An 18,394-nucleotide genomic window follows, 5' to 3' on the forward strand; every position below is an offset into this window, starting at 1 on the left:
GCAGGATTATCGCCACCGGCACTGTCCCTGACGACCACGGGCCCAAGCCCGCCCGTGGCCAACCGTCGATCAGCCCTGAATGAAGGCCAGCAGGTCGGCGTTCACCTGGTCCTTGTGGGTGGTGCAGGTGGCGTGCGGCGCACCGGCGTAGACCTTGAGCTGGCTGCCCTTGATCATCTCGGCCGCCAGCTTGCCGGTGGCCTCGAAGGGCACGACCTGGTCGTCGTCGCCGTGGATCACGAGCGTGGGCACGTCGATCTTGGCCATGTCGGGGCGGAAGTCGGTTTCCGAGAACGCGGTCACGCAGTCGATGGTGGCCTTGATCGACGCCTGCAGCGCGATCTGCAGCGTCTGCTTGAAGACGCCCTGCGACACCTTGGCGCCGGGGCGGTTGGTGCCGTAGAAGATCGTGCTGAAGTCGTCGAGGAACTGCGGGCGATCGGCCGCCAGCCCGGCGCGGATGCCAGCGAACACCGAGGCGTCGGGGCCCACCGGGTGGTCGGCCGTTTTCATGAACAGCGGCGTCACGGCGCTGATGAGCGCCAGCTTGGCCACCCGCGCACTGCCCTTGCGCGCGATGTAGCGCGTCACGTCGCCGCCGCCCATCGAGAAGCCCGCAAGGATCACGTTCTTCAGGTCGAGCTTTTCGATCAGCTCGGCGATGTCGTCGGCGAAGGTGTCGTAGTCATAGCCCGTCCACGGCTGGCTCGAACGGCCGAAGCCGCGGCGGTCGAATGCGATCACGCGGTAGCCGCGCTCCGCGAAGAACAGCATCTGGGCGTCCCACATGTCGGCGCTGAGCGGCCAACCGTGGCTGAAGAGGATCGGCTGGCCCGATCCCCAGTCCTTGTAGTAGAGCTCAGTGCCGTCGCGCAGTGTGAGTGTGGTCATGGTTTTCCAGTGGTGTGAAGGAAGCAAGCTAAGGAAGAAGAGAGACAAGAGAAAGTCAGAGCGCCAGGAAGTGATGCACCTCGGGCTTGTCCGGCCCGATGTGAAAGCGCAGCGCCTCGCCCTGCAGGTCGGCATCGGCCTGCGACACGCGGTGGTGCTGGCGCAGATGCTCCGCCCACGATTCGACGAGGAACCACTCCATCACGCGCTCTCCGTCGGCCGTGTGTTCGTGCACGCCCCAGGCATAGGCGCCGTCGCGGCGGCGCTCCAGCGACAGGCGCTTCATCGCCTGCAGGAAGGCCGGGCGGTCGTCCTTGCGGATGCGGTACTCGATCTGGATCATCACCGGCCCGCGATCGTGCGCCACGGGTTCGGCGAGCAAAGGTTCGGGCCAGTGGTTCGACGCCTGCAGGTCGGCCTCGCCGGCCGGCAGCCGCACGCGATGAAAGACCAGTCCGGCCACCACGAGCCCCACCGCCCCCGCCACCAGCGTGGCCGGCACGCCGATCTGCTGCGCCACCAGGCCCCAGCCCAGGCTGCCAGCCGCCATCGCGCCGTTGAACACCGTGAGGTACACGGCCAACCCGCGCCCGCGCACCCAGTTCGGCAGGATCGACTGCGCCACGCCATTGAGCGTGGTCAGCGCCACGATCCAGCCCAGGCCCAGCAGCAACAGCAGCAGCACCGCCAGCCATTGCGGCGGCGCAAAGACCAGGCTGCCCATCACGCCGGCCGTGAGCAACGCGGCCAGCAGCAGCATGCCGTCCGCGCCGAGCCGGGCGCGCAGGCGCGGCATCACCAGCGCGCCGCCGATGGCGCCCGCGCCCACGGCGCCGAGCAGCACGCCATAGAAGCCCGCGCTGCCGCCGAGCATCTGGCGCGCCACCAGCGGCAGCAGCGCCCACACCGAACTGGCGAACAGGAAGAACACCGCCGCGCGCAGCAGCACCACGTGCAGCTCCTTGCTGGCCCGCGTGTAGCGCAGGCCGGCACGGAAGGCGCTGAAGAAGTTCTCCGACAGGCCGCTGTCCACCGGCGCCGGGCGCTTCCACCACAGCAGCGCCGCGATCACGAACACATAGCTCAGCACGTCGACGCCATAGGTGGCGGCCGCGCCGAAGCTCGCGAGGATCAGCCCGCCCGCCGCCGGCCCGATGGAACGCGCGATGTTGATGCCCAGCGAATTCAGCGCCACCGCGCTCTTGAGGTCCGTGCGCGGCACCAACTCGGGCACGATCGCCTGCCAGGTCGGCCCCATCAGCGCCGCACCGATGCCGCCCACGAAAGTCAGCGCGATCAGATATTCGACCGTGAGCGCACCGGTGTGCGAGAGCAGCAGCAGCGCGCCGCTCACCGCCGCCAGCACCAGTTGCACGAAGATCAGAAAGCGCCGCCGGTCGAGGATGTCCGACAGCACCCCAGCCGGAATCGCCAGCAGGAACACCGGCAGCGTGGCGGCCGTCTGGATCAGCGCCACCGCCGTCGGGTTGGCGGACAGGTCCGTCACCAGCCACGAGCTGGCCACGTCGCGCATGAAGCTGCCGATGTTGCCGAGCACGGTGGCGGCCCAGAGCACTGCGAAGACCGGCTGGCGCAGCGGCGCGAAGGCGCCGGGCTGCGGTGCCGGCGCGACCGCGCTGTGTGTTGACTCAGTCATGGGCGCGCTCCTTCAGGTCGTGCCATGCGACGAGCAGGAAGCCGCCGACCAGCCCGAGATGCTCGAAGAAGGAGTTGGCCGCCATGAAGCGCTCGGGCCCGACCGGCATCTGCCAGAAGCGCAGCGCCACGAAGGTCGCCATCAGCGTGAAGCCGGCCAGCGCCAGCGCGCCGAGCCAGCGCAGGCGGCCGGTGAGGATCAGCGCCGAAGCGCCCAGCTCCAGCACGATGACCGCCACGGCCAGCGGGCCGGCGGGCGACATGCCGAAGTGGTTCATTTCGGCCAGGGCCGCATCGAAGTCCATCGCCTTGTTCAGCCCGCCTTGCAGGTAGGCAGCGCACAGCAGCAGCAAGGCGACCCAGCGCACTGCGGAGGAAGTGGTCCAGCGCATCGTCATCACACCGCCCAGCAGGCGCAACCGAGCGCGCCCCAGAAGCTCTTCAGGTCGGCAATCGGCAGCTTGCTGCTCCAGGCCGTCGCGTGGCTGTGGCCGTGCACGTTGCAGTTGTTGGCACAGGCGCAAGCCGCGGCGGCATTGCGCAAGACCTTCTGCATCGGCGCGCCTTCGGCGGTGTCGGCCCAGCCGGCATAGCCGCCGAAGGTGCGCGCGGGCGACCAGTCGGGCATGGCCGGCGGCGGTGCGCCTTCGTCGTGCGTGGCGAACGGGCCTGCGCCGTAGACCACCTTGCCGCCCACCATCGTGAGCAGCGCCGTGGTGTCGGCAATTTCCGATTCGGCGCAGGCGAAGAAGTCGCGGTCGGGCACCACGAGGTCGGCGAGCTGGCCGGCCTGGATGCGGCCCTTCTTGCCCTCTTCGTTCGAGAACCAGGTGACGTTCTCGGTCCACATGCGCAACGCCTGTTCGCGGTCGATCAGGTTGCGCTGCGGCGTGAGCTGCATGCCACCCACCGTCTTGCCCGTGACCAGCCACGACAGCGACACCCACGGGTTGTACGAGGCGACGCGCGTCGCGTCGGTACCGGCCGAGACCTTCACGCCTTTTTCGAGCATGCGCTTCACGGGCGGCGTTGCCTCGGCCGCGCCATAGCCGTAGCGCTCGACGAAGTACTCGCCCTGGTAGGCCATGCGGTGCTGCACCGCGATACCACCGCCCAGCGCCGCGATGCGGTCGATCGACTGGTCGGAAATCGTTTCGGCATGGTCGAAGAACCAGTTGAGCCCGGCCAGCGGCGTGTCCTGGTTGACGCGCTCGAACACGTCGAGCGATCGGCTGATGGTCTCGTCGTAGGTGGCGTGCATGCGCCAAGGCCAGCGGTTCTGCACCAGCACGCGCACCACTTCTTCCAGCTCGCCTTCCATCTCGGGCGCCATGTCGGGGCGCGGCTGGCGGAAGTCTTCGAAGTCGGCGGCGGAGAACACCAGCATCTCGCCCGCGCCGTTGTGGCGGAAGTAGTCGTCGCCCTGCTTGTACTTCGACGAAGCGGTCCAGTTCAGGAAGTCCTGCTTCTCCTGCTTGGGCTTCTGCGTGAACAGGTTGTAGGCCAGGCGAATCGTCAGTTGGCCGTCGTCGGCCAGCTTCTGGATCACCTGGTAGTCGTCGGGGTAGTTCTGGAAGCCGCCGCCCGCGTCGATGGCGCCGGTCACGCCCAGGCGGTTGAGTTCGCGCATGAAGTGGCGCGTGGAATTGAGCTGGTAGTCGAAGGGCAGCTTCGGCCCCTTGGCCAGCGTGGCGTAGAGGATGGACGCGTTCGGCTTGGCCAGCAGCAGGCCCGTCGGGTTGCCGGCGCTGTCGCGCACGATCTCGCCGCCGGGCGGCGCGGGTGTGTCTTTCGTGTAGCCCACCGCGCGCAGCGCAGCGCCGTTGAGCAGTGCGCGGTCGTACAGGTGCAGGATGAAGACCGGCGTGTCGGGCGCGACGGCGTTCAGCTCTTCGATGGTCGGCAGGCGCTTTTCCACGAACTGGTGTTCGGTGAAGCCGCCCACCACGCGCACCCATTGCGGCGCCGGCGTGTTGGCCACCTGCCGCCGGAGCATGCCCATGGCGTCAGCCAGGCTGCGCACACCGTCCCAGCGCAGCTCCAGGTTGAAGTTGAGGCCACCGCGAATGATGTGCAGGTGGTTGTCGATCAGCCCCGGCAGCACGCGCTTGCCGTGCAGGTCGATCACGCGGGTGCCGCTGCCGGCCAGCGGCAGGATGTCGTGCGAGCGGCCGACGTGGGTGAAGCGGCCGTCCTTGATCGCCACGGCGTCGGCCGTGGGGTTGGAGCGATCGAGGGTGGTGAACAGCCCGCGATGCAGGATCAGGTCGGGGGTTTCGGTGTGGGTCATGGTGTCGGAGAAAGAAGCGACCGCGAGGCCGGGGGCTGCGAGGGTGGCGCCGAGCGCTCCGAGGAGACGGCGGCGGCTGGGGTCTGCGAACGGTTTCACGCGTCGCGCCTGACAGAGGCGGCGGCCTCGGCGGTGTGGGCCACCGGGGGCTGCGCGCACTTCGGCAGCTCGCCGAACACATGCGGCTTGACCTGGTGCTGCAGCCACGAGGTGGCCACGGCATCGGGCTTGATCACGCTCTTGATGAGCGGCGGGATCTGCTCGCCGAGCAGGATGCCCAGAAGCCCCACCAGGGCGATGACCGGTGGTGCCGGCGAGCGCACCTGGAACAGTGCGTAGATCACGCCGACCAGAAGGCCGAGCGCAAGCGACAGGACATAGGGCTTCATCTTGTTCACCTTGGGCGATCAGCCTTCGTGTGCGCCGAACATGGTCTGGGCGTAGGTCACGCCCAGGCCGTAGGCGCCGCCGACCTTCTTCGCGATGCCGGTGGTCAGCGCGTAGGTGTCGCCACGGGCCCAATCGCGCTGCAGCTCCAGCAGGTATTGCAGCGAAGTCATCGGCTGCGCGCCGGCCTGCACCATGCGCTCCATCGCGCGGTTGTGCGCCTCGGCCGACACGTCGCCGCAAGCGTCGGCAATCACGTACACCTCGAAGCCCTGGTCCAGCGCCGACAGCGCCGGGCCCACGATGCACACACTGGTCCACAGGCCCGCCAGCACGATGCGCGGCTTGCCGATCTGGTTCACGCGCTCGATCACGGCGGCGTCTTCCCAGGTATTCATCGACGTGCGGTCCAGCATCTTCTGGCCCGCAAAGGCGTCGGTGATCTCGCTGAACATCGGGCCCGAAAAACTCTTCTCGGCCACCGTCGTGAGGATGGTCGACACGCCGAAGCCGGCCGCCGCCTGCGCCACCAGCGCGGCGTTGTTGCGCAGGTTCACGGCGTCGATGGAGTGCGTGGCAAAGGCCATCTGCGACTGGAAGTCGATCATCACCAGCGTGTGGTCGGTGGGGGTGAGCAGCTTGGCGCCGGCGGTGGGGGTGGCTTTGATGGACATATGAAAAGCTCCTGGCGGTTGATTGGATATTCGATTGGATTCACAATTGCTTTCGGAGGGAATCTCCTTGGCACGGGATGAATCATCGGGTTCCTTCAAGCGGTCATCGACGAAACTTTTCACCATCAATCATCGAAGTTTTCGATCATTCCCTTTCCTCTCAAATCCTTTCGTTTTCAAGGAACCGCAGCGTGCTCAAACTCAGCCTGGAAGCCATCGAGGTCGTCGACGCCATCGCCCGCCACGGCTCCTTCGCAGGGGCCGCCGCGCGCCTGAACAAGGTGCCCTCCACCATCTCCTACGCCGTGGGCAAGCTGGAAGAACAACTGGGCATGCTGCTGTTCGAGCGCAACGGCCCGCGCGTCACGCTCACCGCAGCGGGCGAAGAAATGCTCAAGGAAGGCCGCTGGCTGCTCAGCGCCGCGAACGACCTCGAATCGCGCATGCGGCAGATCGCCACCGGCTTCGAGTCGGAACTGCGCCTCGTGCACGACTCGCTGATTCCCACGCAGGCGCTCATCGACGACATCCGCGCTTTTGAAGACCTGCGCTGCGGCACGCGGCTGCGCATCGGCTGCGAGGCGCTCACCGGCAGTTGGGAGGCGCTGCGCGAAGGCCGCGCCGACATCGTCATCGCCGCCGGCGAAGGCCCGGCCGGCGGCGGCTACCAGGCCGTGAACGTGGGCAGCCTCGACTTCGCGTTCTGCGTCGCGCCCACGCACCCGCTCACGCGCCTGGGCCGACCGCTGCAGCGCGGCGACCTGCTGGAGTGCAACGCCATCGTGGTGGGCGACAGCGCCCGCACGCTGTCGGACCGCACCGTCGGCCTGCTGGCCGGGCAGCCGCGCATCACCGTGCCGTCGATGCCCGCGAAGATCGCCTGCCAGGTGGCGGGCCTGGGCCACGGCTTCCTGCCGCGCGCGTGCATCGTGAACGAACTCAAGCGCGGCACGCTGGTGGAGTTGCCGACCGAGGAACCGCGCCCGCCCGAGGCCTTCTGGCTGGCATGGAAGACCGGCGCGCAAGGGCAGGCGCTGCGCTGGTGGCGCGAGCGGATGAACCGCACGCTGGTGCCGGCGCTGCTGCCGCGCTCGGCTGTTTGACGGCCGGCGGGCGCGTCAGCCCGCCGCGCGCAGCTTGTCCAGTGCCCGGTCGAGAAACGCCAACCGGTCCTGCCCCCAGAAGCGCTCGCCATTCAAGATGAAAGTCGGCGCACCGAACACGCCCGCTTCCACCGCCTCGGCGCTGTTGGCGCGATACACAGCCAGCGTCTCGGCGCCCTGCTCCAGCGCCTGCAGCGAAGCGCCGTCGTAGCCGTTTTCATCGGCGACCGCGATGCGCACCGCTGCCTGCGAGGTGTCGCGCTCCTCGGCCCACAGCGCACGCAGCAGCGCATGCGACAGCGGCTGCGCATCCAGCCCCTGCAGTTGCGCGGCAATCACCATCCAGCCCGGGTACTTGTTCCAGTTCGGGTCGCTGGCCGCGCCCTTGGGGTAGTGCGCGGGCTCCAGGTTCATCGGCATGCCGAGGTAATCGCTCCAGCGCGCCAGCTCGAGCGCGTGATACGTGCGTCGCGGCTCGGGCCGCGTCTTCAGCGGAATGCCGCCGGTCTGCGGCACCACCGCCTGAAAGTCGTAAGGCTTGAGCGTGAGCCGCACATGGTGGCGGCGCACGATGTCCTGCAGTTGCGGGCCACCGAGGTAGGCCCAGGGGGAAGAGAGGCTGTAGTAGCAGTCGAGCGCGATCATGTTTCGATTATCTTCAGCGCATGCCTGTCGCCACCGCGCCGCTCACCCTTCTCCCCTCGGGGTTTGCGCAGGCGCTTGCGGGCCGATGAAGTTTCCGGCCTTTCTTTTCTCGCTGCTCGTCTCCAAGCTGGCCGACCAGATCCTGCTGTTCCTGGTGCCGCTCGTGGTGTTCCAGGTGACACAAGACGTGGCGTGGTCCGGCTACGCCTTCGCGGCGGAAACCCTTCCGCGCTTTCTGTCGTTCCCCATCTGCGGCGCGCTGTGCGACCGGATCTCGCCGATCAAGCTGCTGCGCGGCAGCCAGATTTTTCGCGCGCTGGTCTGCGTGCTCGGCGTGCTGGGCAACGAGGCGTTGGGCGGCATCGGCTGGCTGGTGGGCCTGTCGGCCGTGTGCGGCGTGCTGACCACGCAGGGCGTGATGGCGCGCGAAGTGATGCTGCCGCAGATTGCCGCCAACGGCCACGGCTTCGACAAGGTGCTGGCCTATGCGCAGACGGCCGAGCAGACCGGCATGGTGCTCGGCCCGCTCATTGCGGCGGCGCTCTTCGCGTTCTGGCCCTGGCAGGCGGTGGTGGGCGCGGCGGCGGCCCTCTTCCTGCTGGCGGATGTGGCCACCGCGTACTGGCGGCGCGGCAACCCGATGCAGTTGCACGAGCCGCAGGCTGCGACCGGCCACTTCCTGCAGCCGATCAAAACCGCGCTCGGCCACGTGCTGCACCTGCCCGGCCTGCTGCGGCTGACCGGGCTCACGGCCGGCGTGAACCTGATGCTCGGCACCACGCTCGCGTCTTCCGCCGCGATGGTCACCGGGCTGCACCACCGCTCGGCCACCTACTACGCGGGGCTGCAGACGCTGGGCGCGGTTGCCACCATCGTGATCTTGCTGAGCATCATCCGGGGATCGTTCGCGCTGAAGAAGATGGGGCTGACCGCCTACGTGTTGATCTTCGGCGGTGGCCTGCTCACCGCCGTAAGCACCAGCCACTGGGGCTATGCGGCCGGCTTTCTGCTGGTGGTCGGGTTCGACAAGATGTTCAGCATCTACATCCGCATCCACCGCCAGCGCATCATTCCGGCGCACGACTACGGCAAGACCACCGGCGTGATCGTGCTGCTGAACAACCTGACGCAGCCGCTGGCGGGCCTGCTGGTCGGCGCTTTCGCCGATGCCGCCGATGCGACGCAAACCCGCATGGTGATCTTCGGGCTGTGCATGCTGGTGGGCGCCATCGGCATCGCGGCCGCCATCGCCAGCCGGGCCAGCCGCAACGGCGCTACAGCACCTTGACCGCGCGGCCGATGTAGAGAATCGGCCCCGTCGGCCGGTCGATCGGCGAGCCGTTCTCGGGCTCCAGCGTCAGCTCGAACAACTGGTTGGGCTCCAGCGGCGGCAGCTTGTCGATGGGAATGCGCAGCGACTGCCCCTGCTTGACCAGCCCCAGCGACACCGGCCCACGCCACTGGTCGGCCTTGGTCCAGAACTGCAGCGACTTCTGCGGCGGCACCACCGTCGTGCCCAGCGGCACCAGGTTGAGCTGGCGCGCCGAGTTGGTCTGGATCACCCAGCCGGGCGCCTTGTCTTGCGGTGCGACCAGCACCACCATGTACTGCGTGACGGGCGGCGTTGCGTCGCGCGTGACCACCACGGCCAGCAGCAGCGCCGCCGTGGCAAAGCCGCCCGCGGCCAGCCCGCGCCAGAGCTGCAGGTTGTTCCACCAACCCGCGACGCCAGACGCCTGTGCCCTCGCCTTCGCTTGCGCTTTCGACGACGCCTTGCCCAGCCCGTCCACACTGCGCTCGATGCGCGACCAGAGCGACGGCGACGGATCGACCGGCGCCGCCAGCGCGGTCAACGGCTGCAGCCGTGCCTCCCAGGCCCGCACGGCTTCGCGCAGGGCCGGCTCGTTCGGCATGCGGGCATCGACCGCCGCACGCGCGCCGGCCGACAGCGTGCCCAGCACGTACTCGCCCGCCAGTGCGTCGATGTTGTCGTTGATGTCTTCGTTATCTGGTTCAGCAGTGCTCATGCCATGCACTCCCGCAGCGCGCGCATGCCGCGCTGGATCCAGGCCTTCACCGTGCCCAGCGGCGTCTTCAGCCGCTCGGCGATCTCGCCATGCGAACAGCCTTCGACATACGCATAGAGGATGCAATCGCGCCGCGCCGGCTCCAGCCCCGAAAGGCAACCGTGCAGCCGGCCCAGGTCGGCGCGCAACTCGAACGGGTCACCAGCGGCGGCATACGCCGCGAGCGAGGCCTGGTCATCGACCGCTTCGGCCGCGTCCTCGTCCATGCTCACCTGCCGCGCGCCGCTGCGCACCATGTTCAGCGCCGCGTTGCGCACCACGCTGTACACCCAGCCGCGGCCTTCGCCCAGCGCCGGATTGAAGCTTGCCGCGCGCTGCCAGATGCTGATGAAGGCATCGTGCAGCACGTCTTCGGCCTGCTGGCGCTGGCGCACGATGCGCAGCGCCACGCCCATCAGGTAGCGGCTTTCACGCTGGTAGAGCTGCTGCAACGCCAGACGGTCGCCACGGGCGCAGGCCATGAGGGCGGCGTCGTAGTCGAAGGGGTCGGTGGCGGGTGCAGCGGGCAACAAGGTCGGCGGCGGGTTGTGATCGGCGTCGATGGTAGTGGAGCCGGCGCGCCCGCCGCGTATTCACCCCCGGGTCAGGAAGCCTTCCAGAAGATGTAGTCGGCCTGGTACTGCACCACCTGCTTCTGGCCCTTGGTGGCCGGCGTGCACGGCGAGGCAGCCGGTGCCACGCCGCCTTGCAGCGCCACGCGCTGGATGTAGGTCACGCCCGTCATCGCGCCGCTGCCCGTGGCCGGGTTGGCCTTGACGAGCTGGAACGGCAGGCTGGTCGGACCCGAGGGCGCGACGGCCAGTTGCGTGGCCGTGAGCTTGGAGCCGTCGTTCGACTCCCACGTGGCCGGCGGGCCGTAGTACTTGCCGACCTGCTTGCCGCTGCGGTCCCACAGCTTGGCGTCGGGGCCGACGAACACCCACTCGGTCTGACCGGCGGCATTGGCCTTGTCGCGGCATTCATAAGTGATGTCGCCCTTGCCCACGGTTTCCATCGCGACCTTGTGGCCGGCCGGTACCTGGATGGTGGGCGGCAGGCTGGACTGGTTGAAGGCGGGCGTCATCGACATCGATCCGCAGGCGGTGAGCACGGCGGCAGCGGCGCTGGTGGCGCCGAGGACGGCGAGCGAACGGGGGAAGCGGGAGGTGGTGTGCATCATCGAAATACTCCTGGGTTGTAGAGGGACAGCAGTTCCTCGCTGCTGAAGGGTCTACACGGCAGGTGGGCATTTGGATGCAGGGGGTGCGAAAGAAATTTGCTGTCGCTGCCGCTGCTGCTGCGACGGGGTGGCGCTGTCGTTTGAAGCGGCCGGCGCTTGTTGTTCAGGGCGCGTGCGAAGAACACCGGGCGTCCCCCTCCGCGAATGTCCCCCGCTTCGCTCCTCCTTTATTTCGCTGCGAGGGACGCCCGGTGCTCTTCGCACAAGGGCACGCTGTGGGTGTGCGGCCGGGTCAACCTCTGCGCTGAACGGTCACGCGGCCGAGGACAGGCTGCCTTGCATCAGCGCCCGGTGCAGGTCGCCAGCCGCAGCATTGACGGCGTCGATGCGCGCCATGAGTGCTTCGTTGAGCAGGCGCAGCAAGGCGCTCAGTTCGCTGCGGGTGGGGGTGAGCGCTTCGCTGTCGTTCAAGGCGCCGGGTTCGATGAGCTTTTCGAACGCGGTGTAGGCGCGTAGCACTTCGTTGAGGCTGTCGGCGTCGTCGCAGGTTTGGAGAGCGAGGTCGTCGAGGGTGAGCGGCGGTGAGCTGACCGGGACGAAATGAGGATGAGCTTGCGCGGGCGCGCTATCGGATGCAGCCATGAAGGCCTCCCAAGAATTTCGGTTTGCAACAACCGACGCCCTCGCTTCCAAACGATGGCGGCAGCTCGAACGGGTTGGAAGACCGGGAAACTCTTGCAAGAAACCGGCAGGACTCGCGCCCTCCCGTCCGAGCCGCCAAAAACTGGCGCGCGAACGAAAAAGCCGCAGACCTTGTGCGGTGACTGCGGCTTTCGTCGCAGAGTTTCGACGGGCTTCCAAACCCGATCGCGCCTTCTCAGCGCGACGCGACGGAGTATATCGACGCAGGCACTGTTACCGCCCAATGAAGCGAATCTCGGGATTCACTGCGCGGTCCCATTGCCCCAATATGGGGCCGGACGGCCTCAGATGCAGGAGCAGGTCGCAGTCGGCGACGTGAACCCATCGGCGTGAGCGGCACATGCATCGAAACGCGCCTGCTTATCGGGGGAACAACCGTCTGATATCCATTTGCGAGCCTCCTCACCTGGAGTCGTCCCCGTTCGGTGCCAGTACTCTCGCTCAAGCTGTTGCCTGAAAATTAAACCTATCACCCCTCGTGCTTCCTTGCCGCGACGTTTCGCTTGCAAGCAAACACTAGCGCGCCCTTTCGAGACACCAACGCCACTGCTGGTTTTATGTTCCCACAGGAAAGATTGGCGCTCAGGTCAAACGTTACAACATAATGCATATCACGACCAATCCTTCTCACAGTTCCATGGCCATCGTATCTCCTGCTCCTACCGTCTTCATTTCTTATTCTTGGGATGATGAAAAGCATATGGAATGGGTGAAAAATCTCAGCGAGCAATTGCGCATCAATGGAGTGGATGTTCGGCTAGACCGATGGAATGTCGTCCCTGGTCAAAGTTTGACTCAATTTATGGAAGCAGAGGTTCAGCGCTGTGATTTTGTACTAGTAATTTGCACCCGAGCCTATGCTCGAAAATCCTTAGAGCGATCTGGCGGGGTTGGTTACGAGCAGCAGATAATTTCTGGAAATCTTGTTGGGGGTGTATCAAGAGAACGTTTCATTCCTGTTGTGCGTGACGGCGAATTTGAACCAGGTCCGAATTGCGCAATACCGATGCAGTTTCTTGGTATTTATGCGATAGACATGCGAGCAGATGAGAAGCGCGAGAAATCGATGGAAGCATTGCTTCGAGCGGTTTATAAACAGCCCGCACTTGTACCTCCTCCCCTTGGTTCACGCCCACATTGGGCTATTGGTTTCACCGAAGACATTACGTCTGAGGAGGAAATGATTCGACTTCCAAGTATGGAACTTGATGGTTGGCAACTCGAAAGCGGGGTTGTACGTCATCAATCTAATCCAGATACATTTGAGATTCCCGACGAAGCACTAAGGCGCAACTTAAAGCCAGGCAACATAGTCAAGCTCATGTTCGATATCGAGGTGCTCGATGGAGATTTGAAAGAAATCTCGATTGAGCGAATGTGGGTAATAGTGCAGGAGCGATCGGGCCCGTACTATATTGGATTGTTAGACAACGATCCAATTTCGTGTGATGAAGATGTTTTAAGCGCTGGTGATCGAGTGGTGTTTTTGCCCGAACACGTCATCTCAATAATTGACGAGAAAGGGGAAGAAGTTCAAGTCGCAAAAAGTACAGCCCCCGAAAATTCGGCGTAACCAAAATTAATTCTTCGAAGTAAATTTCGATTTGCCCATCCATTAAAAAAACCTCTCCCTCATCGCTTATTTTTTATTCCTACTTTGCATTTTCGCGCTTGCCTAAGCAGTAGAAATAATTGACTCTTACGCAACTATCTTCTGCCCCAACCCCCATTTATCCGCAAAGGTATCCGCAAGACACTCCTCTACATCCAAGAAGGAGTGCTCTCATGCCAATCGCCTTACTCGCGCTGACCCTCAGCGCCTTCGCCATCGGGACGACCGAGTTCGTCATCGTTGGCCTCATCCCCACGGTCGCTGCTGACCTGAGCATCGGCCTGCCCTCTGCCGGCCTGCTCGTCAGCCTCTACGCACTGGGCGTCGCCATCGGCGCGCCGGTGCTCACCGCCCTCACGGGCAAGCTGCCGCGCAAGGCGCTGCTGCTCGGGCTCATGGCCCTCTTCACGGTCGGCAATCTGCTGGCGTGGCAAGCGCCGAGCTATGAATCGCTGGTAGCGGCGCGCATCCTCACGGGGCTGGCGCACGGCGTGTTCTTCTCGATCGGCTCGACCATCGCCACGGGTCTGGTGCCAAAGGAAAAGGCCGCGAGCGCCATCGCGATCATGTTCACCGGGCTCACGGTGGCGCTGGTCACGGGTGTGCCGCTGGGCACGTTCATCGGGCAGCACTTCGGCTGGCGCGAGACTTTCCTGGCCGTGTCCGCGTTGGGCGTCGTCGCCTTCATCGGTAGCTGGATTTTTGTGCCGAACAACATCCGCCACACGCCGCCGGCCTCGCTCGCGCAGCAGGCAAAAGTGCTGGCCGAGCCGCGCCTGTTGCTGGTGTATGCCAAGACGGCGATTGGCTACGGCGGCACGTTCATTCCGTTCACGTTTCTTGCGCCGATCCTTACCGACGTGTCGGGCTTCAGCGCGGGCTCGGTGGGTTGGGTGATGCTGGTGTACGGCGTGTCGGTGGCGGCGGGCAACATCTGGGGCGGCAAGCTGGCCGACCGCATGGGGCCGATTCCGGCGCTCAAGATCATCTTTGCGCTGCTGGCCGCTGTCTTGTTGGTCTTCAACTTCGCGGCGCCGCACAAGTGGCTGGCACTGGTGGCGGTGCTGATGTGGGGCGCAGTCGCCTTCGGCAACGTGCCGGGCCTGCAGGTGTATGTGGTCAAGCAGGCCGAACGCTTCACGCCGCAGGCGGTGGACGTGGCCTCGGGCCTGAACATCGCGGCCTTCAACCTGGGCATTGCCCTCGCAGCCTGGGCCGGCGGCCTGATCGTGACGCACCTGGGCCTGATGCACACGCCATGGATCGGCGCACTGGTGGTGCTGGTGTCGCTGGCGCTCACGCACTGGAGCGGCGTGCTGGACCGCCGGGCCGGCATTCCGGTTCGCGCTTCGGGGCCGGTGCCTGTCGGCCACTGATCTGATTTCTCTTTTCTTTTCTTCTTCTTTTTTCAACGCACAAGGACAACACCATGACAACGAACAACAACAGCAACAACAACCCGGCCATTCCCGCCTTCGGCCTCGGCACCTTCCGCCTGAAGGGCCAGGTGGTGATCGACTCGGTAAAGAACGGCCTGGACGTGGGCTACCGCGTGATCGACACGGCGCAGATCTACGGCAATGAAGCCGAAGTGGGCCAGGCCATCGCCGAAAGCGGCGTGGCGCGCAAAGACCTGTTCATCACGACCAAGATCTGGACGGACAACTACGCCAAAGACAAGCTGCTGCCCAGCCTGAAAGACAGCCTCGCGAAGCTGCGCACAACCGAAGTGGACCTGACGCTGATCCACTGGCCTTCGCCGGGCAACGCCGTTTCTGTGGCCGAGTTCATGGGCGCGCTGGCCGAGGCCAAGGCGCTGGGGCTCACCAAGCGCATCGGCGTGTCGAACTTCAACATCGCGCTGATGAAGGAAGCGATTGCGGCGGTGGGCGCAGAGAACATCGCCACCAACCAGATCGAGCTGCACCCGTACCTGCAGAACCGCAAGGTGGCCGAATTCGCAAAGAGCCAGGGCATCCACATCACCTCGTACATGACGCTGGCCTACGGCAAGGTGATTGCCGATCCGGTGATCGAGGCGATTGCCAAGGCGCACAACGCAACGACCGCGCAGGTCACGCTGGCCTGGGCGATGCAGTTGGGCTATGCGGTGATTCCGTCGTCGACGAAGCGCGCGAACCTTGAAGGCAATCTGAAGGCGCAGCAACTGGAGCTGACGGATGCGGAGATGGCGCAGATGGCGGCGCTCGAGCGCAATGAGCGGCTGACCGATCCGGCCGGTCTGTCGCCGGCCTGGGACTGATCGATTGGCGGTGCGAGTCGCCTTGCTTCCTCTCCCCTCGGGGAGAGGGTTGGGGTGAGGGCCGGCGGCGATAGCGAGGGCGGTGCGCGTGTTGGTGCCGCTGCCCTCACCCTAGCCCTCTCCCCGAGGGGAGAGGGGACAGTTACCTGGCGCTTGTTTCCTGTTCGGCGGCTGTTGTGATTACGGCAGGCTTCAGCAGCGCATTCAGCGCATCGCGCTCCAACGTCAACTCGGCCGCGACTTTCTCCGGCGCCTCGCGCAACTCGACAAGGTCGCGCTCGCCGACGCAGTGGCCATCAAGGCGCACGTAGATGCGTTTGAAGTCACCACCGAGCGCCTTCGCCACATCGCTCAGGCAGACGGCGAGCGTGGCAAAGCCGCGGTCCTGGTAAGAGCTGGGCGGTATCACGCCCTTCGAGCGTGGCGCGCGAACGGAGTAAGCGAACGACACGCCGCCTTCTTGCCGAAGCTCCACGACGGGCTGCAGACGGCGTTGGGCTTCTTCCCCTGTGCTTTTCATGGCCGCAGTTTAAATGCGGCCCCCGAATCACCCAACGCGGCGGACCCCGCTGGCCACAAGGTCTGTGAGCAGCGCGAGCACGATGGCGCCGCAGCCCAGGGCAAACAGCAAGGCGTAGTCGCCGCCCGAATGCCCGAGCAGCCACGACATGCCGTAGGCCGCGCTGGCCTGCAGCACCGCGAAGCCGGTGGTCGCCCGGCTCCAGGCGGCCTTCTGCAGTGCCGGGTGGTGCGCAAGCAGTTCCTGCACGCGGCCCAGCACGAGCGGCACGATGCCCGGCGTGAAGGCGCCGACCACCGCGCTGGACACGATGAGCCCGCCGTGCCCGATGAGGCCGGCGGCGGGCAGCGCGAGTGCCACCGCCTGCACGGCGAAGGCAATGCGCAGCGCGGGGCCGAAGCCGACGCGGTCGGCCAGGTAGCCACTGAGCACCGGGCCGACGATGGCGCCCAGGCCGAACACCACCCAGTACTGCGCGCCCACCGCAAGGCCCTGCCCGAGCCCGCGCGCGACGAAGTCGACAAGAAAGATCATGTGCGGCACAAGGCCGGCGGCATTCAGCGCATACGACATGGTCAGCGCGCGCAGTGCGCGCTTGGCAACGGGTGGCCGTGCGGCAGCGGCATGCGCCGCGTGGGCCGCATGTGCCGGCGCCGCGGCGGGCCAGCCGTGCCACGCGACGATGGTGAGCAGCAGCGCGAGCACGGCAAGCCCGATCCATGTCGTCGCGAGGCCCTGGCGCAGCAGCAAGGGCACGAGCGTGCCCGACGCCGCAATGCCAAGGCCGATGCCCGCGAAGATCATTCCGCTTGCAAGCCCCCGCTGCCGGGGCGGCATCTGCGCGAGCACGGTGGGCGCGGCCAGCACCATCAACGCACCGCCGGAAATGCCGGAGACGATGCGCCAGCCGAAGAACCATGCAAAGTCGATCGGCCATGCGCAGGCGATCAGCGAAGCGGCCGTGGCCAGCATCATCGCGCGCAGCACGGCACGCGCCGGCCAGCGCGCCGACATCGGCCCGCCGAGCAGTGCGCCGATCAAGTAGCCCACGAGATTGGCCGCGCCGAGATACGTGGCGGCGGAGGCGCTGAACCAGTGCGCGTCGATGATGGCCGGCAACAGCGGCGTGTAGGCGAAGCGGGCCAGCCCGAGGCCAACGAGCGTGGCGCAGAAGCCCGCGAGGATGGCCCGCCAGGGCGGCGCGGCATGTGGGTGGGAAGCAGCCACCCTGTCGGCGGCGATGCGTGGGGCGGCGGACATCAGAGAAGGTCTCCGGCGAATCGATGCTCCGATGCTATGGATTGCCGCCGCGCGAGTGAATCCCTATGCTTGGGCATTCAGTATTTCGGAACAAGGAAGAATCGTGGACCGCATCGACGCCATGAAGGTCTTCGTCGCGGCGCTGGACGAAGGCAGCCTTGCCGGGGCGGGCCGCAAGCTGGGCAAGTCGCCCGCCGCAGTAAGCCGCGCGATCGCGTTCCTCGAAACGCACGTGGGCACGGAGCTGCTGCACCGCACGACGCGCTCCATCCGGCTGAGCGAAGCGGGCGAGCGCTATGCGGTCGCGTGCCGGCGCATCCTCACCGATCTTGAAGAAGCCGACATGGCGGCCGCAGGCGAGCGCTCGGCACCGCGCGGGCGGCTGACGGTGACAGCGGCGGTCGCAGTCGGCGAGAGCCTGCTGCGGCCGATCCTCGATGAGTTCATGAACGCGCACCCGACGGTGTCGGTGCGCCTGCACCTGCTCGACCGGCCGGCCAACCTGATCGACGAAGGCATCGACGTGGCACTGCGCATTGCCCACCTGGCCGATTCCACGCTGGTGGCGCTGCCCGTGGGCGAGGTGCGCCGCGTTCTCACCGCGTCGCCGCGCTACCTGGCGCGGCATCCGCGCATCGAGCAGCCGGCGGACATTGCGCAGCACCAGGTGGTGGCCATGACGCACTTCGGCATCGACTCGTGGAGCTTCCCGCAGCAGGCCGGCGCTGGCGGCTCGGCGATGCCGCGCACGGTGCAGTTTGCGCCGCGCTTCATCGTCAACAGCCTGCGCGCGGCGGTGGCGTCCGCAGTGGAAGGGCGCGGCGTGCTGCGCTCGTTTTCGTATCACGTGGCCAACGAGGTGGCCGACGGGCGGTTGCGCATCATCCTGGCCGGGGACGAGATCGCGCCGCTGCCGGTGCACCTGGTGTCGCCGCACGGGCGGCTGTCGGTGCCGAAGGTGCGGGCGTTTGTCGACTTTGCGCTGCCGAGGTTGCGCGCGGGTTTTGCGCAATGGGCCGAGGCCTGCGCGCCCAGGAGCAAGCCCGCTGCCAAAGCGGCTGCCAAGCCAAAGCGCGGCTGATTCGTTCGGCTTGGGGAAGAGTGTTCGCCCAATTGCGGCTATTCACTCTTTGGGCGAGCGAATC

At 66.2% G+C, this 18,394-nt stretch carries 19 protein-coding genes; 6 read left to right on the forward strand and 13 right to left on the reverse strand.

The annotated features are described in order from the left end of the window. Window positions 1-69: 69 nt before the first annotated feature. The 6 genes from ACSFB7_RS07565 to ACSFB7_RS07590 all read right to left on the reverse strand — a co-directional run bounded on the left by ACSFB7_RS07565 (window position 70) and on the right by ACSFB7_RS07590 (window position 5,898). Window positions 70-891: an alpha/beta fold hydrolase gene (locus ACSFB7_RS07565; protein WP_435468630.1), complete on the reverse strand. Its 822-nt coding sequence runs from the start codon at window positions 889-891 to the stop codon at window positions 70-72. Window positions 892-946: 55 nt separating this feature from the next. Further along, window positions 947-2,548: an MFS transporter gene (locus ACSFB7_RS07570; RefSeq protein ID WP_435468632.1), complete on the reverse strand. Its 1,602-nt coding sequence runs from the start codon at window positions 2,546-2,548 to the stop codon at window positions 947-949. Continuing rightward, on the reverse strand, window positions 2,541-2,939 hold the full coding sequence (locus ACSFB7_RS07575; protein ID WP_435468634.1) for a DoxX family protein: 399 nt from the start codon (window positions 2,937-2,939) through the stop codon (window positions 2,541-2,543). Before ACSFB7_RS07575 ends, ACSFB7_RS07570 begins: the two co-directional genes overlap by 8 nt. A gap of 5 nt (window positions 2,940-2,944) precedes the next feature. Further along, a complete protein-coding gene (locus tag ACSFB7_RS07580) occupies window positions 2,945-4,837 on the reverse strand; it encodes an amidohydrolase (protein ID WP_435468636.1) in 1,893 nt (630 codons plus the stop codon). Between the two features lie 95 nt (window positions 4,838-4,932). Continuing rightward, window positions 4,933-5,226, reverse strand: a complete 294-nt coding sequence (locus ACSFB7_RS07585; RefSeq protein WP_435468638.1) for a DUF1427 family protein — start codon at window positions 5,224-5,226, stop codon at window positions 4,933-4,935. Window positions 5,227-5,244: 18 nt separating this feature from the next. Continuing rightward, window positions 5,245-5,898 carry a hydrolase gene (locus tag ACSFB7_RS07590; RefSeq protein WP_435468639.1) on the reverse strand — a complete coding sequence of 218 codons (654 nt, stop codon included), beginning with the start codon at window positions 5,896-5,898 and terminating at the stop codon, window positions 5,245-5,247. 191 nt (window positions 5,899-6,089) lie between these two features. Here ACSFB7_RS07590 and ACSFB7_RS07595 point away from each other — a divergent pair, with 191 nt between their 5' ends. Then, on the forward strand, window positions 6,090-7,001 hold the full coding sequence (locus tag ACSFB7_RS07595) for a LysR family transcriptional regulator (RefSeq protein WP_435468640.1): 912 nt from the start codon (window positions 6,090-6,092) through the stop codon (window positions 6,999-7,001). A gap of 15 nt (window positions 7,002-7,016) precedes the next feature. Here ACSFB7_RS07595 and ACSFB7_RS07600 read toward each other — a convergent pair whose 3' ends face one another. After that, the gene (locus ACSFB7_RS07600; protein ID WP_435468642.1) at window positions 7,017-7,646 is read right to left on the reverse strand and encodes a 2-hydroxychromene-2-carboxylate isomerase; all 630 of its coding nucleotides are present in this window, start codon (window positions 7,644-7,646) and stop codon (window positions 7,017-7,019) included. An 85-nt stretch (window positions 7,647-7,731) separates the two neighbouring features. Here ACSFB7_RS07600 and ACSFB7_RS07605 point away from each other — a divergent pair, with 85 nt between their 5' ends. After that, on the forward strand, window positions 7,732-8,934 hold the full coding sequence (locus ACSFB7_RS07605; RefSeq protein ID WP_435468644.1) for an MFS transporter: 1,203 nt from the start codon (window positions 7,732-7,734) through the stop codon (window positions 8,932-8,934). Here the strand turns inward: ACSFB7_RS07605 and ACSFB7_RS07610 are convergent. From ACSFB7_RS07610 to ACSFB7_RS07625, 4 genes are all read right to left on the reverse strand, one after another. After that, window positions 8,921-9,673 carry an anti-sigma factor gene (locus ACSFB7_RS07610; RefSeq protein WP_435468646.1) on the reverse strand — a complete coding sequence of 251 codons (753 nt, stop codon included), beginning with the start codon at window positions 9,671-9,673 and terminating at the stop codon, window positions 8,921-8,923. The genes ACSFB7_RS07605 and ACSFB7_RS07610 overlap by 14 nt on opposite strands. Continuing rightward, complete coding sequence (locus ACSFB7_RS07615) at window positions 9,670-10,242, reverse strand: sigma-70 family RNA polymerase sigma factor (RefSeq protein ID WP_435469943.1); 573 nt, start codon at window positions 10,240-10,242, stop codon at window positions 9,670-9,672. The genes ACSFB7_RS07610 and ACSFB7_RS07615 overlap by 4 nt, the downstream gene beginning before the upstream one ends. A 74-nt stretch (window positions 10,243-10,316) precedes the next feature. After that, window positions 10,317-10,889 carry a DUF3455 domain-containing protein gene (locus ACSFB7_RS07620; protein WP_435469945.1) on the reverse strand — a complete coding sequence of 191 codons (573 nt, stop codon included), beginning with the start codon at window positions 10,887-10,889 and terminating at the stop codon, window positions 10,317-10,319. Window positions 10,890-11,204: 315 nt separating this feature from the next. Continuing rightward, window positions 11,205-11,534: a hypothetical protein gene (locus ACSFB7_RS07625; protein ID WP_435468648.1), complete on the reverse strand. Its 330-nt coding sequence runs from the start codon at window positions 11,532-11,534 to the stop codon at window positions 11,205-11,207. 697 nt (window positions 11,535-12,231) lie between these two features. Here ACSFB7_RS07625 and ACSFB7_RS07630 point away from each other — a divergent pair. The 3 genes from ACSFB7_RS07630 to dkgB all read left to right on the forward strand — a co-directional run bounded on the left by ACSFB7_RS07630 (window position 12,232) and on the right by dkgB (window position 15,469). Beyond that, on the forward strand, window positions 12,232-13,167 hold the full coding sequence (locus ACSFB7_RS07630) for a toll/interleukin-1 receptor domain-containing protein (RefSeq protein ID WP_435468650.1): 936 nt from the start codon (window positions 12,232-12,234) through the stop codon (window positions 13,165-13,167). A 212-nt stretch (window positions 13,168-13,379) separates the two neighbouring features. Further along, the gene (locus tag ACSFB7_RS07635) at window positions 13,380-14,582 is read left to right on the forward strand and encodes an MFS transporter (protein WP_435468652.1); all 1,203 of its coding nucleotides are present in this window, start codon (window positions 13,380-13,382) and stop codon (window positions 14,580-14,582) included. Between the two features lie 53 nt (window positions 14,583-14,635). Continuing rightward, window positions 14,636-15,469 (forward strand): 2,5-didehydrogluconate reductase DkgB, encoded by an 834-nt coding sequence (gene dkgB, locus ACSFB7_RS07640; RefSeq protein WP_435468654.1) that lies wholly within the window; start codon window positions 14,636-14,638, stop codon window positions 15,467-15,469. A 142-nt stretch (window positions 15,470-15,611) separates the two neighbouring features. Here dkgB and ACSFB7_RS07645 read toward each other — a convergent pair whose 3' ends face one another. Further along, entirely contained in the window at window positions 15,612-15,989 is a 378-nt protein-coding gene (locus ACSFB7_RS07645; RefSeq protein ID WP_435468656.1) for a hypothetical protein, read from the reverse strand. 27 nt (window positions 15,990-16,016) lie between these two features. After that, window positions 16,017-17,249, reverse strand: coding sequence for a YbfB/YjiJ family MFS transporter (locus tag ACSFB7_RS07650; protein ID WP_435468658.1), 1,233 nt, complete (start codon window positions 17,247-17,249; stop codon window positions 16,017-16,019). 103 nt (window positions 17,250-17,352) lie between these two features. On the opposite strand from ACSFB7_RS07650, the gene ACSFB7_RS07655 reads away from it, so the two are divergent. Continuing rightward, window positions 17,353-18,330 carry a LysR family transcriptional regulator gene (locus tag ACSFB7_RS07655; protein WP_435468660.1) on the forward strand — a complete coding sequence of 326 codons (978 nt, stop codon included), beginning with the start codon at window positions 17,353-17,355 and terminating at the stop codon, window positions 18,328-18,330. Window positions 18,331-18,394 lie beyond the last annotated feature (64 nt).

The sequence above is a fragment of the Variovorax raffinosi genome (assembly GCF_051216615.1).
In the GTDB taxonomy this organism is placed as follows: Bacteria; Pseudomonadota; Gammaproteobacteria; order Burkholderiales; family Burkholderiaceae_C; genus Variovorax.

What these genes read in the sequence shown, in the direction of transcription:
- ACSFB7_RS07565 (WP_435468630.1), bottom strand. Translation starts at nt 891, where the DNA reads ATGACCACACTCACACTGCGCGACGGCACTGAGCTCTACTACAAGGAC.
- ACSFB7_RS07570 (WP_435468632.1), bottom strand. Translation starts at nt 2,548, where the DNA reads ATGACTGAGTCAACACACAGCGCGGTCGCGCCGGCACCGCAGCCCGGC.
- ACSFB7_RS07575 (WP_435468634.1), bottom strand. Translation starts at nt 2,939, where the DNA reads ATGCGCTGGACCACTTCCTCCGCAGTGCGCTGGGTCGCCTTGCTGCTG.
- ACSFB7_RS07580 (WP_435468636.1), bottom strand. Translation starts at nt 4,837, where the DNA reads ATGACCCACACCGAAACCCCCGACCTGATCCTGCATCGCGGGCTGTTC.
- ACSFB7_RS07585 (WP_435468638.1), bottom strand. Translation starts at nt 5,226, where the DNA reads ATGAAGCCCTATGTCCTGTCGCTTGCGCTCGGCCTTCTGGTCGGCGTG.
- ACSFB7_RS07590 (WP_435468639.1), bottom strand. Translation starts at nt 5,898, where the DNA reads ATGTCCATCAAAGCCACCCCCACCGCCGGCGCCAAGCTGCTCACCCCC.
- ACSFB7_RS07600 (WP_435468642.1), bottom strand. Translation starts at nt 7,646, where the DNA reads ATGATCGCGCTCGACTGCTACTACAGCCTCTCTTCCCCCTGGGCCTAC.
- ACSFB7_RS07605 (WP_435468644.1), top strand. Translation starts at nt 7,732, where the DNA reads ATGAAGTTTCCGGCCTTTCTTTTCTCGCTGCTCGTCTCCAAGCTGGCC.
- ACSFB7_RS07610 (WP_435468646.1), bottom strand. Translation starts at nt 9,673, where the DNA reads ATGAGCACTGCTGAACCAGATAACGAAGACATCAACGACAACATCGAC.
- ACSFB7_RS07620 (WP_435469945.1), bottom strand. Translation starts at nt 10,889, where the DNA reads ATGCACACCACCTCCCGCTTCCCCCGTTCGCTCGCCGTCCTCGGCGCC.
- ACSFB7_RS07625 (WP_435468648.1), bottom strand. Translation starts at nt 11,534, where the DNA reads ATGGCTGCATCCGATAGCGCGCCCGCGCAAGCTCATCCTCATTTCGTC.
- ACSFB7_RS07630 (WP_435468650.1), top strand. Translation starts at nt 12,232, where the DNA reads ATGGCCATCGTATCTCCTGCTCCTACCGTCTTCATTTCTTATTCTTGG.
- ACSFB7_RS07635 (WP_435468652.1), top strand. Translation starts at nt 13,380, where the DNA reads ATGCCAATCGCCTTACTCGCGCTGACCCTCAGCGCCTTCGCCATCGGG.
- dkgB (WP_435468654.1), top strand. Translation starts at nt 14,636, where the DNA reads ATGACAACGAACAACAACAGCAACAACAACCCGGCCATTCCCGCCTTC.
- ACSFB7_RS07645 (WP_435468656.1), bottom strand. Translation starts at nt 15,989, where the DNA reads ATGAAAAGCACAGGGGAAGAAGCCCAACGCCGTCTGCAGCCCGTCGTG.
- ACSFB7_RS07650 (WP_435468658.1), bottom strand. Translation starts at nt 17,249, where the DNA reads ATGTCCGCCGCCCCACGCATCGCCGCCGACAGGGTGGCTGCTTCCCAC.